Annotated in this window: 17 protein-coding genes; 6 read left to right on the forward strand and 11 right to left on the reverse strand. The window is 68.7% G+C overall.

Annotation, left to right across the window (positions count from 1 at the left end):
- Positions 1–3: 3 nt before the first annotated feature.
- The 3 genes from ACAG26_RS11845 to ACAG26_RS11855 are packed head-to-tail and all read right to left on the reverse strand — an operon-like array spanning position 4 to position 3,574.
- On the reverse strand, positions 4–1,251 hold the full coding sequence (locus tag ACAG26_RS11845; protein WP_370482378.1) for an aconitase/3-isopropylmalate dehydratase large subunit family protein: 1,248 nt from the start codon (positions 1,249–1,251) through the stop codon (positions 4–6).
- Positions 1,242–2,129, reverse strand: coding sequence for an oxaloacetate decarboxylase (locus ACAG26_RS11850; RefSeq protein WP_370482379.1), 888 nt, complete (start codon positions 2,127–2,129; stop codon positions 1,242–1,244). The genes ACAG26_RS11845 and ACAG26_RS11850 overlap by 10 nt, the downstream gene beginning before the upstream one ends.
- An 11-nt stretch (positions 2,130–2,140) precedes the next feature.
- Positions 2,141–3,574, reverse strand: a complete 1,434-nt coding sequence (locus ACAG26_RS11855) for an MmgE/PrpD family protein (RefSeq protein ID WP_370482381.1) — start codon at positions 3,572–3,574, stop codon at positions 2,141–2,143.
- A gap of 79 nt (positions 3,575–3,653) precedes the next feature.
- Between ACAG26_RS11855 and ACAG26_RS11860 the strand changes: the two genes are divergently transcribed.
- Positions 3,654–4,478: a GntR family transcriptional regulator gene (locus tag ACAG26_RS11860; protein ID WP_370482383.1), complete on the forward strand. Its 825-nt coding sequence runs from the start codon at positions 3,654–3,656 to the stop codon at positions 4,476–4,478.
- Between the two features lie 10 nt (positions 4,479–4,488).
- Here ACAG26_RS11860 and ACAG26_RS11865 read toward each other — a convergent pair whose 3' ends face one another.
- The 4 genes from ACAG26_RS11865 to ACAG26_RS11880 all read right to left on the reverse strand — a co-directional run bounded on the left by ACAG26_RS11865 (position 4,489) and on the right by ACAG26_RS11880 (position 7,185).
- Positions 4,489–5,181: a sensor domain-containing protein gene (locus ACAG26_RS11865; protein WP_370482385.1), complete on the reverse strand. Its 693-nt coding sequence runs from the start codon at positions 5,179–5,181 to the stop codon at positions 4,489–4,491.
- A gap of 67 nt (positions 5,182–5,248) precedes the next feature.
- Positions 5,249–6,124: an aldo/keto reductase family oxidoreductase gene (locus ACAG26_RS11870; protein ID WP_370482386.1), complete on the reverse strand. Its 876-nt coding sequence runs from the start codon at positions 6,122–6,124 to the stop codon at positions 5,249–5,251.
- Positions 6,125–6,145: 21 nt separating this feature from the next.
- On the reverse strand, positions 6,146–6,298 hold the full coding sequence (locus ACAG26_RS11875) for an amidohydrolase family protein (RefSeq protein WP_370482388.1): 153 nt from the start codon (positions 6,296–6,298) through the stop codon (positions 6,146–6,148).
- Positions 6,299–6,333: 35 nt separating this feature from the next.
- Positions 6,334–7,185 carry a PfkB family carbohydrate kinase gene (locus ACAG26_RS11880; protein WP_370482390.1) on the reverse strand — a complete coding sequence of 284 codons (852 nt, stop codon included), beginning with the start codon at positions 7,183–7,185 and terminating at the stop codon, positions 6,334–6,336.
- Between the two features lie 160 nt (positions 7,186–7,345).
- On the opposite strand from ACAG26_RS11880, the gene ACAG26_RS11885 reads away from it, so the two are divergent.
- Both ACAG26_RS11885 and ACAG26_RS11890 read left to right on the forward strand, forming a co-directional pair.
- Positions 7,346–7,501: a hypothetical protein gene (locus ACAG26_RS11885; protein WP_370482391.1), complete on the forward strand. Its 156-nt coding sequence runs from the start codon at positions 7,346–7,348 to the stop codon at positions 7,499–7,501.
- Entirely contained in the window at positions 7,476–8,627 is a 1,152-nt protein-coding gene (locus ACAG26_RS11890) for a YeiH family protein (RefSeq protein WP_370482392.1), read from the forward strand. The genes ACAG26_RS11885 and ACAG26_RS11890 overlap by 26 nt, the downstream gene beginning before the upstream one ends.
- A gap of 68 nt (positions 8,628–8,695) precedes the next feature.
- Here ACAG26_RS11890 and ACAG26_RS11895 read toward each other — a convergent pair whose 3' ends face one another.
- Entirely contained in the window at positions 8,696–9,124 is a 429-nt protein-coding gene (locus tag ACAG26_RS11895) for a PIN domain-containing protein (protein WP_370482393.1), read from the reverse strand.
- Positions 9,115–9,336, reverse strand: coding sequence for a DUF2191 domain-containing protein (locus ACAG26_RS11900; RefSeq protein WP_370482394.1), 222 nt, complete (start codon positions 9,334–9,336; stop codon positions 9,115–9,117). The genes ACAG26_RS11895 and ACAG26_RS11900 overlap by 10 nt, the downstream gene beginning before the upstream one ends.
- Before the next feature lie 89 nt (positions 9,337–9,425).
- Here ACAG26_RS11900 and ACAG26_RS11905 point away from each other — a divergent pair, with 89 nt between their 5' ends.
- Genes ACAG26_RS11905 through ACAG26_RS11915 form a run of 3 tightly spaced genes read left to right on the forward strand, consistent with a single transcriptional unit; the run spans position 9,426 to position 13,037 of the window.
- A complete protein-coding gene (locus ACAG26_RS11905; RefSeq protein WP_370482395.1) occupies positions 9,426–10,697 on the forward strand; it encodes a glutamate-5-semialdehyde dehydrogenase in 1,272 nt (423 codons plus the stop codon).
- A 19-nt stretch (positions 10,698–10,716) separates the two neighbouring features.
- Positions 10,717–11,592, forward strand: a complete 876-nt coding sequence (locus ACAG26_RS11910) for an AAA family ATPase (protein WP_370482396.1) — start codon at positions 10,717–10,719, stop codon at positions 11,590–11,592.
- Positions 11,592–13,037, forward strand: a complete 1,446-nt coding sequence (locus ACAG26_RS11915) for a VWA domain-containing protein (RefSeq protein ID WP_370482398.1) — start codon at positions 11,592–11,594, stop codon at positions 13,035–13,037. The genes ACAG26_RS11910 and ACAG26_RS11915 overlap by 1 nt, the downstream gene beginning before the upstream one ends.
- 112 nt (positions 13,038–13,149) lie before the next feature.
- Here ACAG26_RS11915 and ACAG26_RS11920 read toward each other — a convergent pair whose 3' ends face one another.
- Together ACAG26_RS11920 and ACAG26_RS11925 are read right to left on the reverse strand one after the other, a co-directional pair.
- Positions 13,150–13,578 (reverse strand): type II toxin-antitoxin system VapC family toxin, encoded by a 429-nt coding sequence (locus tag ACAG26_RS11920; RefSeq protein WP_370482417.1) that lies wholly within the window; start codon positions 13,576–13,578, stop codon positions 13,150–13,152.
- Positions 13,562–13,795, reverse strand: a complete 234-nt coding sequence (locus ACAG26_RS11925; RefSeq protein WP_370482399.1) for an AbrB/MazE/SpoVT family DNA-binding domain-containing protein — start codon at positions 13,793–13,795, stop codon at positions 13,562–13,564. Before ACAG26_RS11925 ends, ACAG26_RS11920 begins: the two co-directional genes overlap by 17 nt.
- Positions 13,796–13,955 lie beyond the last annotated feature (160 nt).

The following is a 13,955-nucleotide window of genomic DNA, read 5'->3' on the forward strand; positions in this document are numbered from 1 at the left end:
GCGTCATACGGTCACGCTCCTTGGATCGGTGATGTATCCGGTGACCGCCGAGGCGGCCACCGTCGCCGGGGAGGCCATGAAGATCTGCGCCTCCGGGCTGCCCATCCGGCCGGTGAAGTTGCGGGTGCTGGAGGTGATGCACACTTCACCGGGTCCCAGGACACCCATGTGGTAGCCGAAACAGGCGCCGCAGGTGGAGTTGGTGACCACGGCGCCGGCGTCGGCGAGGTCCTGCAGGTAGCCCAGCCGCATCGCCTCCCGGTACACCGCCTGCGACGCCGGGGTGACCAGCAGCCGGACCCCCGGGGCGATCGTCTTGCCGCGCACCACGTCCGCGGCGATCTGCAAGTCTTCCAGCTGGCCGTTGGCGCACGACCCGATGAACGCCTGGTCGATCTTTTGCCGGCCCAGCTGCGAGACCGGCAGCCCGTTGCGGCTGACGGTGCCCGGCCGCGCCACGTAGGGTTCCAGCGCCGATAGGTCGATGTGCCGCACGGCGCGGTAGGCGGCATCGGGATCCGGTGCGGCGGGCTGGTATCCGGTGACCCCGCGGTCGTCGAGGAACGCGCCCAACACGTCGTCGGCCTCGAAGGTGCTGAAATCCGCCGACACCTCGGCGCCCTGGGTGGCGATGGTGCGTCGGTCGTGCATCGGGATGCTGGCCAGGCCCGGGCCGCCGAACTCCAGGTTCAGGTTGGCGGCGTCGCCGTAGGCGTCGGCGATGTGCAGGAAGATGTCCTTGCCGCTCACCGTGTCCGGTTTGTTGCCGTCGAGCTGGTAGCGGATGGTCGGCGCGACCTGAAACCAGGTGGCACCGGTGCACATGATCGAATACACCTCGGCGGGTCCCAGCCCGCGGGCGGCGGTGTTGTAGGCGCCCGCCGCACAGGTGTGGGAGTCGGTGCAGGCCAGGATTTCTCCGGGCCGCGCCAGCCCGTTCTCGGCGATCACCTGATGGCAAATGCCGTGCCGGCCGACATCGTAAAAGCGGTCGATGCCGAACTGTGCGACGAACTTCCGGGCCTGGGAGCCGCCGGCCGCGTCCTTGATCGTCGGGGCCGGCACCGCGTGATCCATGATGACGGCGAGCTTGTCCGGGTCGTGAATGCGGTTGGGCGCAATCCACATGGTGGCGAACTGCAGGTCGATCAGCACCGTCATGTCGACGTCCACGACGACGGTGTCGCCGACCGACACGGTTGGGCGCCCGGCCTTGCGGGCGAGGATCTTCTCGATGATGGTCAGGCCCATGAGCTGTCCCGCCGCTGTGCGTATTTGGTGTCGGCCTCGGACCACTCCGCCAGGCCAACGAGGTTGAAGAAATCGGCGGGGGTGGTCGGCAGGTACTCGGCCGGGTTGCGCCCGCCCAGGGCGCACAGGGCTTCCACCATGGCGAAGGTGGCGCGGAACAGCAGGTCACCAGGATGGATCGCGATGGCGTACCCCAGTTCCTGCAGCCGTGACGCCGATTCCAGCGGCGTCATCCCGCCGAGCACCAGGTTGATCAGCAGGGGCGCGTCGACGTCGCGGGCGATGCGCTCGATCTCGTCGCTGCCCTGCGGCGCCTCGACAAAGATGATGTCCGCGCCCGCCTGGGCGTAGCGGTTCGCGCGGTCGATGGCGGCCTCCAGCCCGAGCGGGGCCCGCGCGTCGGTGCGCGCGATCACCAGCAGGTTGTCGTCGCGACGGGCGTCCAGGGCGGCGGCCAGCGTCTGCTCGAACACCGCCGCGTCGACGACCTGCTTGTCCGGCAGGTGACCGCAGCGTTTGGGGAAGATCTGGTCCTCCAACTGGATCGCGGCCACGCCCGCCGCGTCGTACATCCGGACGGTGCGCACCACGTTGACCGGTGCACCGTAGCCGGTGTCGGCGTCGGCGATCAGCGGAAGGTCACCCAGCGCGTCGACGATCATCCGCGCGCGTTCGGCCATTTCGGTCGCGGTGACCAGCCCGATATCGGGTAGGCCGAACCCGGAGGCCGCCACCCCGGCGCCGGTCAGATACGCCGCGGTGTGGCCGGTGCGTCGGGTCAGGTGCGCGGAGATGCCGTCGAAAACCCCTGGCGCGATGATCAGTTGACGGCTGTCCAACAGGGCCCGCAGGCGCTGCCGGGCGGGTGTCGTTGTCATGGGCGGTCCTTTCAGTCCAGGGCGCCGGTCACCGGGGCGGCCAGTAGGTCAACCAGTTTGTTCACGTCGTCGAGGTGCTCGAGGCCGATGACGGCGCGTTCGATCGCGGTCGCCCGTTGTCGGCTGGTGACCCGGTCGGCCAGCGCATGGAATTTCGCGACGAGTTCGTCGTTGCTGACCGGGTCGTTCGGTGCGCCGTGCGGGGCGGCGATGCGGACACGGTGCGCCGCGCCGTCGCGGGTCGTCACCGCCAGATCGGTGCGGAACTTCTCGGTGATAACGGCATCGGCGAGCGCGTCATCGAGGTGGACCGCGGTTTTTTCGATCAGCGCCCAGATGTCGTCGGCGTCCAGGCGTGCCGGTGTGAACTGCTCGGGGAGCACGTTGCCGTCCAGTAGCGCCGCGGCGGCGGCATACCCGATGTTCATCTGCGCGCCGATCGCGGTGAGCGGGCGCTGCGGCGTCCACCAGCCGTGTTTGTACACGGTTTCGCCGACGGTGATGTCGATCTTCGCAATGTCCGCGGGCGACACGGATTTGCGCAGCTGGCGGGCGGCGTCGATGACGCCGTGCAGCCCGCCCATCGCCGCATACGACTTGACCATGATGGTCGTGGTCTCCCAGCGCTGGCCCAGTTGGCCAATCAGCAGGCTCGCCTCGGGATCATGCCCCTCGCCGAACACGCTGAGGAATCCGCCGTATTCGCGTTCGAAGACCCGTTTGATTCCGGTGTAGCCGGCCGCGGCGAGGCCGGCCGCGTAGAAGCCGTTGCGGGCGGCGAACCCGTGCTGCATGCGTTTGCTCATCGCCTCGTACTGGGCGGCCATCAGCCCCGCCGACTGGGTGCCGGCCAACCCCAGCGCATCCTCCAATTCGGCCGGGGTCAGGCCGCGCAGCTTGCCGGACGCCATCGCCGCCGCGTGCGTGCCGAACACCGGCCCGGAATGCCACCCCCGGTCCAGCATCTGGGTGCCGTGCAAGGTGTAACCGACCCGGGGCCCGACCTCGAACCCGGCAACCGCCGCCAGCAGCAGCTCCGCACCGGTGGTGGTTCCGGGCCGCGCCGACGCGGTCGAGATCAGCGCCGGAATGAGCAGCGCGCAGCTGTGCAGCGGGGCGGTCGGATGAAAGTCGTCGAGTTCAAATCCCTGGATGAACGTGCTGTTGAGCACGGCGGCGGCGGGTGCGCTGGTGAGGAGCCCGGTGCCGATCACGACGGTGTCACCCTTGCCTTCCAGGTCCAGCACGGCGCCGCTCGCCACCCGTGACCAGGGCAGTTGCGCCCCGATCAGGGCGCAGCCCAGCCCGTCGAGCAGCAGGTGTTTGGCCCGTTCGGTGACCGCACGGGGAACGTCGTCCAGGGTCAGCTCGTCCACCCAGGTGGCCAGCCGCCCGGTCGGGCCGTCCGGATCGGTGGCCGCCCGTCGCGCTACTCCCGCCGTCATCGGTCCTCCACTCGCCAACTTGTACTGTTGTTATAGTCATATAACAACTTGGTCGGGTTGGCAAGGGAGGTGTGGGACGATGGCCACCATGCAGCAGGTCGGCGACAAGTCCGCGCCGGTGTCGACCGACGCCGGCGTACCGCTGCACCGCCAGCTGTTCTTGGTGCTGCACGACGAGATCGCCCGCGGGGCGCTGTCTCCCGGTGACGCGCTGCCGACCGAGCAGGCGCTGTGCGATCAGTTCGGCGTCTCTCGGATCACGGTGCGACGAGCGCTCGCCGATCTTGCCGACCAGGGCTACATCGAACGCCGGCACGGCGTGGGATCGTTCGTGCGTCCGCGTGTGCCGGTGGCGGGGGTGACGGCCGGGGGCTCTTACCTCGACGGTCTGCGGCAGGTGCAGTTCGAGACCAAAGTCGAGGTGCTCGAGCGCGATCTCCGCACCCCGCCGTCCGCCGTCGCCGCGGCACTGGGCGAGCCCGGTGACACGCTGCACGTGCTGCGGGTGCGACGGGAGCGCCGGACCCGCGAGCCGCTGATGGTCACCGAGGCCTGGCTGCCGGCCGATCTCGCCGGCGTGCTGACCGCCGCAGCGCTGCGCCGAGAATCGCTCTACGAGTTGTTATCGGCCGCCGGTGTCGCCGTGGATCGAATGCAGCACGAGATCACCGCGGAGGTCGCGGGGCCGCGCACCGCGCAGCTGCTCGACACCGCGATCGGTTCGCCGCTGCTGCGGATCAACCGGCTCGCCTTCGTCGCGGGGTTGCCGCATCACTCCCTGTCGATCCTGTTGTCGCCGAACCGCAGTCGGGTGCTGATGAGCCAGTCGGGTGCCGAACTGGAAACCGGGGAAGCTTTTGCGGTCGCCCACGACGTGCATCGGGAAACCGGGCACCGCCGGTAGCGGTGACGGATCACTGTTTGTCGGACACCTTGTCCGCGATCTGTTGGGCGATCTTCAAGCCCTCGTCGGTGATGTTTTCGCCGCACGCGTCGACGTCGATGACCACGTTGTTGCGCGCCGTCAGCCCGCGCTGGCATGACCAGCCGCCGGTGCCCTCGGCGACCCGGATCATCGTGTGGATTCCGTCCTGCTCCTCGGCGGTCTCCAGCGACCAGTAGTGGTCCGGGTCGTCCGGGTTGTCGACGTCGCGTTCGTTGATGCGCCGGTTGTCGCACCGCTGCCAGCTCTTCGCCTGGTCGGTGGACGCCTTGTCTGCGGCCAGCGAGTCGTCGAACGACACCACCGACTCGAACACGGCGTGCCGGTAATCCTCGCGGTCCTCATGCAGTTCCTGGCGCCGCACGGCGCTCCAGTTCGTCCCCGCGTACACCTTCTCATCGGTGTTGACCCACGCGGCCAGGCAATCATCGTCGGGGGTGTGATTGACGTACATCTTCTCGGCGGACTGGACCACCGTCAGCCCACTGGTATCCAGGATGTTGTCGAGTTCACCCTCGGTGAGCAGCAACCCGCGCAGTGCGCTCGCCGCCAACGGCTCCGGGGCGTGGCCCAGGTTCGCTGCCGCAACCACGGTGCCGCCGGTGGTCGTCGTGCACCCCGTTGCCAGCATCGATAGCGCCATGATGGCCAATATTCGGCGCATGCGCCCCTCCGTTGCCGACTGCTGATCGAACCCTAGCAAGACGAGGAGGGTGGTGTTCAGTTCCCCGTCACGAGGCGATGCCGTTCAGTTCGGTCACCGCGTCTTCGGGCAGGGCTAGTGCCGCGGCGGCGATGTTGTCGCGCAGGTGCGCCACCGATGAGGTGCCCGGGATCAACAAGATGTTGGGGGAGCGGTGCAGTAGCCACGCCAGCGCCACGGCCAGCGGGGTGGCGCCGAGCCGGTCGGCCACCGAGCGCAACGTGTCGGACTGCAGCGGGGTGAAACCGCCCAGCGGGAAATACGGCACATAGGCGATGCCTTGCGCGGCAAGCGAATCGACCAGACCGTCGTCGACCCGATGGGCGAGGTTGTAATGGTTTTGTACGCAGACCACCGGCGCGATCGACTGGGCCTCGGCGACCTGCTCGGCGGTGACATTGCTGACCCCGAGGTGTCTGATCAACCCTTCCTGCTGCAGCTGCGCCAGCACGGTAAACGGTGCGGCGATCGAGCCCGGTTCCGGACTATCGATGCCGCCGACGCGCAGATTGACCACGTCGAGCACGTCGAGGCCAAGGTTTTCCAGATTGCTGTGCACGGCCTGGCGCAGTTGTTCGGGTGCCAGCGCCGTCGGCCAGCCGCCCCCGGCGTCGCGTAGCGCCCCGACCTTGGTCACGATGCGCAGATCCTGCGGGTACGGGTGCAGCGCTTCCCTGATGATCTGGTTGGTGATGTACGGGCCGTAGAAATCGCTGGTGTCGACGTGGGTGATCCCCAGCTCGATCGCGGTGCGCAGCACCGCGATCGCGGCGTCACGGTCGGCGGGCGGGCCGAAGACGTGCGGGCCGGCCAACTGCATGGCCCCGTATCCCATCCGGCCGACCGTCAGGTTCTCGGCCATGGTGAACGTTCCGGCGGGGGGTGTCGTGGTGGGCACGGGCAATCCTCCTGGGTTGGGGACAAGTTAGAGGCGCAAGATGCGTTCAGCGTTGCCGTGGGCGATTTTGTTCCGATCGGCGGCCGACAGGGTGGTGCGCTCGAATCCGGCGACGGCTTCGCGGGAGGACTCGTAGGGATAGTCCACCGAAAACAGCACCGCGTCGGCACCGACCTCCAACACCGCGCCCTGCAGCGTCGCGTGGCCGCACCGGACTAGCTGCGGCCGGCGGCGTCGTCGATGGCGGCGGCGTGCGGCGCGCAGTCGCCGGCCCCGGGCACCAGGGTGGCCAGGGCGCCGGCCGCGCAGGCCCGCCGCAGCGCGTCGTGCGGGCCGGCGCTCCAGCCGGCGGCCAACACGCCCGCGAACACATCACCGGCACCGGAGGTGTCGACCGGGTCCACCGCCGGGGTTGGCACGCTGAGGTCGTCGCCGGCGCTCAGATAGCGCGCGCCACGGGCGCCGCGGGTGATGACGCGGTGGGGGACCGGCCACCCCCACTGCTCGGCTTCGGATTCGTTGACCACCACCACGTCGGTCAGGGCGGCCAGCTCCGTCCGGTCCCCGCCGGCCGGGGAAGCGTTGACCATCACGGTCGCTCCCGCCTCGCGCGCGACCCGGGCGGCCGCCACCGCGGTGGCCACCGGAATCTCCAACTGCACCAACATCACCTCGCAGTCGGCGACCACGGCGCGCACCTCGGGCGTGTCCAGCGCCAGCTGCGCGTTGACGCCCGGCGCCACGACGATGGTGTTCTCGCCGGCGTCATCGACCAGGATGACCGCGGCGCCGCTGGCGCCGGGCAGGGTGACCACCCCGTCGATGCCCACGCCGTTGGTACGGAGATGTGCGCGCAGCTGCGCGGCGGCCGGGTCGTCGCCGAGTGCCCCGACGAACTGCACCTGCGCGCCGGCCCGCGCCGCTGCCACCGCCTGGTTGGCGCCCTTACCGCCCGGTGTCGACCGGGTCGCCGCCGCCAGCACCGTCTCACCGGGCCGCGGCAGCGCCGCGACGGTGTACGCGGTGTCCAGGTTCACGCTGCCGACTACACACACCCGTGCCTTCATGGCTTCGACGTTATGGATTTGCGGCGGCTTTGACAAACACCGCAGTCGACCCATCCGTCGCAAACGGATTGGGTGGCCAGCCGATTCACTCAGCGCGAGCCAATGTCTTGTCGCGCTGGCTTGGCGCAGGTGGGATAGCGGCGAGGATCAGGAGGAGCCGGTGAGTAACACCAACAGCACGGCGCGCCGGGGCGACGAAACATCGTCGTGGCGGCAGCGGTTAGGGCGGATCGGTGTCGATTGGTGGGCCACCATCGTTGCCGGCCTGATCGTGCTGCTCGCCGTGGCCGATGTGCTGCCCGGGATTCCGTGGTGATGTCGTGAGCGCACTGCCCGTCGAAGACCGGCATGCCCCCGCCGAGGCGACGTCCGCTGGCCGCGCCCTGCTGGACTATGTGCCGGGGGTGGTGCTGCTGCTTGCCGTCGGGTTAGCCGGCAAGTACGCCCAGGGCGGGTGGAACGCCCTCGCGCAGCGCCAACACTGGACCGTCCCGGACATCGAATATGTACTGTGGGCAATCGTTTTCGGTCTGCTCATCACCAACACCGTCGGTCTGCACCGGGTGTTTCGTCCCGGCGTGCAGACCTACGAGTTCTGGTTGAAGATCGGGATCGTGGCCCTGGGAGCACGTTTCGTGCTCGGCGATGTGGCCAGGCTCGGCGCGTTGAGCTTGGTGCAGATCCTCATCGACATGGCCGTCGCCGGCGCAATCATCCTGGTGGCCGCCCGACTGTTCGGACTGTCCGGCAAGCTCGGGTCATTGCTGGCGATCGGCACCTCGATCTGCGGCGTGTCGGCCATCGTGGCGGCCAAGGGCGCCATCCGAGCCCGCAATTCCGATGTCGGGTACGCAATCGCGGCGGTCCTGGCGCTGGGCGCCGTCGCCTTGTTCACCCTGCCCGCGATCGGGCATGCCCTCGGGCTCAGCGACCACGAGTTCGGCCTGTGGGCCGGGCTGGCGGTGGACAACACCGCCGAAACCACCGCCACCGGCTACCTGTACTCCGAGCAGGCCGGCAAGATCGCGGTGCTGGTGAAATCCACCCGCAACGCGCTGATCGGTTTCGTGGTACTCGGCGTCGCGCTGTACTGGGCATCCCGCGGCCAGGCCGACGAACTGACCCCGGGGCTGAAAGCGAAAGCCGGCTTCGTGTGGGCGAAGTTCCCGAAATTCGTGCTGGGATTCCTGGTGGTGTCGGCGATCGCCACCGCGGGCTGGCTGTCCAAAGGTCAAACCACCAACCTGGCCAACGTCTCCCGCTGGGCCTTCCTGCTCACCTTCGCCGGCGTCGGGCTCAACACCAATGTCCGGGAGTTGGTGCGCACCGGCTGGCGGCCGCTGGTGGTCGCCGTCGTCGGCCTGTTGGTGGTGGCCAGTGTCTCACTGGGCTTGGTGCTGCTGACGTCGCGGGTGTGGCACTGGGGCGTCACCGCGGCTTAGGGGGTCGGCAGGTGCGCGCTCAGCAGCCGGGCCCGGGCCGACACCTTGATGCTGCGATGCGGAAACGGTCAATCGCCGAGCGTGCCGCGCTCCACCACCCACCGATGCCGAAACGGCAGTACCTCGGCGGCGATGTCGAAGTCGGAGTCGTAGTGGAGCAGTGTCACGGCATGGGCGTCAGCCAGCGTGGCGATCAACAAGTCGCTCATGTCGACGGCGCGGTGTCGCCCGGTCCTGGCCAATTTGCGCTGCGCGCCCAATGCGGCCTGCCAGTGTTCGTCGTCGGTCGGCAGATACTCGTAGGCCAGGCGGCGGTCGGACCAAAGCTGTTCGTACTCCGCCGAACTGCGGGCGCTGCAGAGCGCCTCGGCGTCGAGTTGAGCCGTGGTGGCGACCAAGCCGCCCTCGATCAGGGGGGCGAGCCGCGACGCAACGTCGGGATGGGTCATGCGCGCGGCTGCGCTGGTGTCGATGAGATATCGGGCGATCAGCGCCACACGTCAGCCTGCCGATCCGTGTCGGCCATTTCCGCCGGGCCGCCGCTTTGTAACCATGCGATCTGACGGGCGCGAGCGGAGGTCGCTGCGGCCTGCTGCAGGGCGGTGCGCACCGTGTCAGATACCCCGGAGGTGTGCAGTTCGGCCTGTGCGGCGGCCAACAGATCGTCGTCCAGGTCAATCAAACGCTTCGTCATCAGCAATAGCTCCATCGATATATGTTATTTGTTGTTGCAGTATATATCGATGGGCGGGCGACACCACCTCGAATGAACCCGGACACGCCCGATACCCTGGGTTAATGAGTGTGCAAGCACCATCCCACCGCCAGGAGTCCCCGGAGTTGACGCCCGATTTGCGTCAGCAGGTGCACGACGCCGCCCGCCGGGCCCGCGCCGCCGCCCGGGTGCTGGCCACGCTGCCGACCGCGGCCAAAGACCACGCCCTGCACGCCGCTGCGGATGCGCTGCTGGCCCACGCCGAGCAGATCCTGGCCGCCAACGCCGCTGACCTGGACATCGCGCGGGCCGCCGGCACCGCCGAGGCCATGCTGGACCGGTTGGCGCTGAACCCGCAGCGCATCGAGGGGATTGCCGCCGGGCTGCGGCAGGTCGCCGGCCTGCCCGACCCGGTCGGCGAGGTGCTGCGCGGGTCCACCCTGCCCAACGGGCTGCAGCTGCGTCAGCAGCGGGTGCCGCTGGGCGTGGTGGGCATGGTGTACGAGGGTCGGCCCAACGTCACCGTCGACGCGTTCGGGTTGGCGCTCAAATCCGGCAACGCCGCGTTGCTGCGCGGCAGCTCGTCGGCCGCGCAATCCAATAAGGCGCTGGTCGAGGTGCTCCGCGCCGCACTCGCGGCTGAGGACCTCCCCGCCGACGCGGTGCAGCTGCTGGACAGCTCGGATCGCGCTAGCGTCACCCACCTGATCCAGGCCCGCGGCCTGGTCGACGTGGTGATCCCGCGCGGGGGCGCCGGGCTGATCGACGCCGTGGTCCGCGACGCCCAGGTGCCCACCATCGAGACCGGCGTCGGCAACTGCCACGTCTACGTGCATGCGGCCGCCGACCTGGAGGTGGCCGAACGGGTGCTGCTGAACTCCAAGACCCGCCGGCCCAGCGTGTGTAACGCCGCCGAGACCCTGCTGGTGGACGCGGCGATCGCCGAGACCGCGCTGCCCCGGCTGGTGACCGCGCTGCAAGACGCCGGGGTGACCGTGCACCAGCAGCCGTCGGAGGACGAGCTGCGCGCGGAGTTTCTGGCGATGGATATCGCGGTGGCCGTGGTCGACGGCGTCGACGCCGCCATCGCGCACGTCAACGAGTACGGCACCGGGCACACCGAGGCCATCGTCACCACGAATATGGCTGCCGCGCAACGGTTCACCGAACGAGTGGATGCCGCCGCGGTGATGGTGAACGCGTCGACGGCATTCACCGACGGTGAGCAGTTCGGGTTCGGCGCCGAGATCGGCATCTCCACCCAGAAACTGCACGCCCGCGGCCCGATGGGGCTGCCCGAACTGACCTCGACCAAGTGGATCGTCTGGGGCGACGGCCACACCCGACCGTCCTAACGATCTAGGAGACACCCACATGAGCGTGCCCGCCCAGTCGATCCCGCTGTTCGCCGACATCGACGATGTCAAGCAGCGGCTGGCCGAAACCGGCTACCTGCCCGACACCGCCACCGCGACCGCGGTGTACCTGGCCGACCGGCTGGGCAAACCGCTGCTGGTGGAGGGGCCGGCCGGGGTCGGCAAAACCGAGTTGGCCCGGGCGGTGGCGGCCGCCACCGGATCGGGGCTGGTGCGGTTGCAGTGCTACGAGGGCGTCGACGAGGCCCGGGCGCTCTACGAGTGGAACCACGCCAAGCAGATCCTGCGCATCCAGGCCGGGTCGGGGGACTGGGATCAGACCAAATCCGACGTGTTCAGCGAGGAGTTCTTGCTGTCGCGGCCGCTGCTGACCGCGATCCGGCGCACCGAGCCCACTGTGCTGCTGATCGACGAAACCGATAAGGCCGACATCGAAATCGAAGGCCTGCTGCTGGAGGTGCTCTCCGACTTCGCGGTCACGGTCCCCGAATTGGGCACCATCACCGCGTCGCGCAAGCCGTTCGTGCTGCTGACCTCCAACGCCACCCGGGAACTGTCCGAGGCGCTCAAGCGTCGCTGCCTGTTTTTGCACATCGACTTCCCCGACCCCGACCTGGAGCGGCGCATCCTGTTGTCCCGGGTGCCCGACCTGCCCGAGCATCTGGCGGTCGAGTTGGTGCGGATCATCGGGGTGCTGCGCGGGATGCAGCTCAAGAAGCTGCCCTCGGTCGCCGAAACCATCGACTGGGGCCGCACCGTGCTGGCGCTGGGCCTGGACACCCTGGACGACGCCACCGTCGCCGCCACCCTCGGGGTGGTGCTCAAACACCAATCCGACCAGCACCGCGCGGCCGGAGAGCTACGGCTGAACTGATGGCCGTCCGTCGCACCCGCCCGCCGCAACCCCTGGCGCCGCACGGCATCCCGGGTCATTTGGTGGAGTTTGTGGAAGCGCTGCGCGGCCAGGGCATCGCGGTGGGGCCCTCGGAGACGGTGGACGCCGGGCGGGTGCTGGCCGCGCTGGGGCTGGGGGATCGGGAGGTGCTGCGCGAAGGCCTGGCCTGCGCGGTGCTGCGCCGGCCCGATCACCGCGACACCTACGACGCCATGTTCGACCTGTGGTGGCCGGCGGCGTTGGGTGGGCGCACCGTGGTGGCGGATCCCGATGAGGACGCGCCGGCGGAATCCGAACTGCCGCCCGACGACGTCGAGGCGATGCGGGAGATGCTGTTGGAGTTGCTCACCGACAACCCGGACCTGGCCGACCTGGACGAACGGCTGGCGGCGATGGTCGCGCGGATCGTCGAATCCTACGGTCGCTACAACTCCAGCCGCGGTCCGTCGTACTCGTCGTATCAGGCGCTCAAGGCGATGGGTCTCGACGAGCTGGAGGGCCGGCTGCTGGCCGGGCTGCTGGCGCCGTACGGCGACGAGCCCACCCCGACCCAGGAGCAGATCGCCAAAGCCCTTGCCGCGCAGCGGATCACTCAACTACGCAAACTGGTGGAGGGGGAAACCAAGCGGCGCACCGCCGAACAGCTGGGCCGCGAGCACGTGCAGATGTACGGCATCCCGCAGCTGAGCGAGAACGTCGAATTCCTGCGGGCCTCCGCCGATCAGCTGCGGGCGATGCGCCGGGTGGTGGCCCCGCTGGCCCGCACGCTGGCCACCCGGCTGGCGGCGCGGCGCCGACGCGCCCGGGCCGGGGCGATCGACCTGCGCAAGACGTTGCGTCGCTCGATGTCCACCGGCGGGGTGCCGATCGACCTGGTGCTGCGCAAACCGCGACCGGCGCGCCCGGAGCTGGTGGTGCTGTGCGACGTGTCCGGATCGGTGGCCGGGTTCAGCCACTTCACCCTGCTGCTGGTGGATGCGCTGCGCCAACAGTTCTCGCGGGTGCGCGTCTTTGCCTTCATCGACACCACCGACGAGGTCACCCATTTGTTCGGGCCGGACGCCGACCTGGCCGTGGCGATCCAGCGGATCACCCGGGAGGCCGGGGTGTACACCCGCGACGGGCACTCCGACTACGGCAACGCGTTTGTGTCGTTCACCGAGCAGTTTCACAATGTGCTGTCCCCGCGCAGTTCGCTGCTGGTACTCGGCGACGGGCGCACCAACTATCGTGACCCGGCGACCGACGTGCTGGCGCATATGGTGACCGCCAGCCGGCACGCGCACTGGCTCAACCCCGAGCCCAAACACCTGTGGAATAGCGGGGATTCGGCGGTGAGCCGCTATCAAGAGGTGATCACCATGCACGAATGCCGCTCGGCCAAACAGCTGGCCGCCGTGATCGACCAACTGCTGCCGGTGTAGGTCTTTTTGCCGCGAGCGTGCGTGTCCCCGGTCGACACACCGAGGTTTTCACCGGGTTTGTGCACGCTCGTGGCCCGCTAGGTTTTCGCCACGACGTGCGGCTCCGAGACCGTCAGGCAATTAGCTCCACGTCCACGCCGAGTGCGCGATAGACCGGCAGGGCGCGGCGGTCCCGCGTCGCAAGCCGCAGCCGATATTCGGTCGCGACGGCACCGACGAGCGCGTCATACACCGCCCCGCCGGCGATGCCCGTTGACCCGAGCGCGGCCAGTAATGAGGCCGCGGCACCGGACCCCAGGAATCTGGATTCGGGGAAGGTATCCGCGAGCAACTGCGTGACAATCGCCGGGGGCCTTCGCGCCGGTGGCGGCAAACGGGTCAGTACCGAGAATGTCTCAAAAGCGGCATGGCCGGCCAGGCCAAGAGTCCGGCTGCGGAGTGCCTGGAAAGTGACCTCGTGATGGTCGTGATCGGCGACCACCAGTGCGACGGCGACGCTGGTGTCAACGAGCACTGTCGCCGACTCACCGCTGGCCGGCATCGCGCAATGTCCGTACGACGTCATCGGTGATCTCCGCGCCACCCGCCGGTATCACCCAACGCCCGTCGCGCTCGGAGATCGAGTCGCCGGTGAGCGGATCGACTCGCAATCCCGCGCCGTCGGCGGTGACTTCAACTTCGCCGGGCCTCAGGCCGAGGTGGTCACGCAGCGCCTTTGGAATAACCAATCGACCTGCCTTATCGATGGTTGCTCGCATGCCTGAATATTACCATTTCGCTGGCTGTGGTCTGCTCGCTTGCGAGCGTGCGCAGATCCGGCGACACGCTCGGCGTGGCGGCCGGGGACACCTTCGTAAGGGGTTTTTGTCAAGGGGTTGGGGGGCTGTGCCCCGGTCCTCGTCTCTACGTAGTTCGTCA

The organism is Mycobacterium sp. pUA109, assembly GCF_041287095.1.
Lineage (GTDB): Bacteria > Actinomycetota > Actinomycetes > Mycobacteriales > Mycobacteriaceae > Mycobacterium.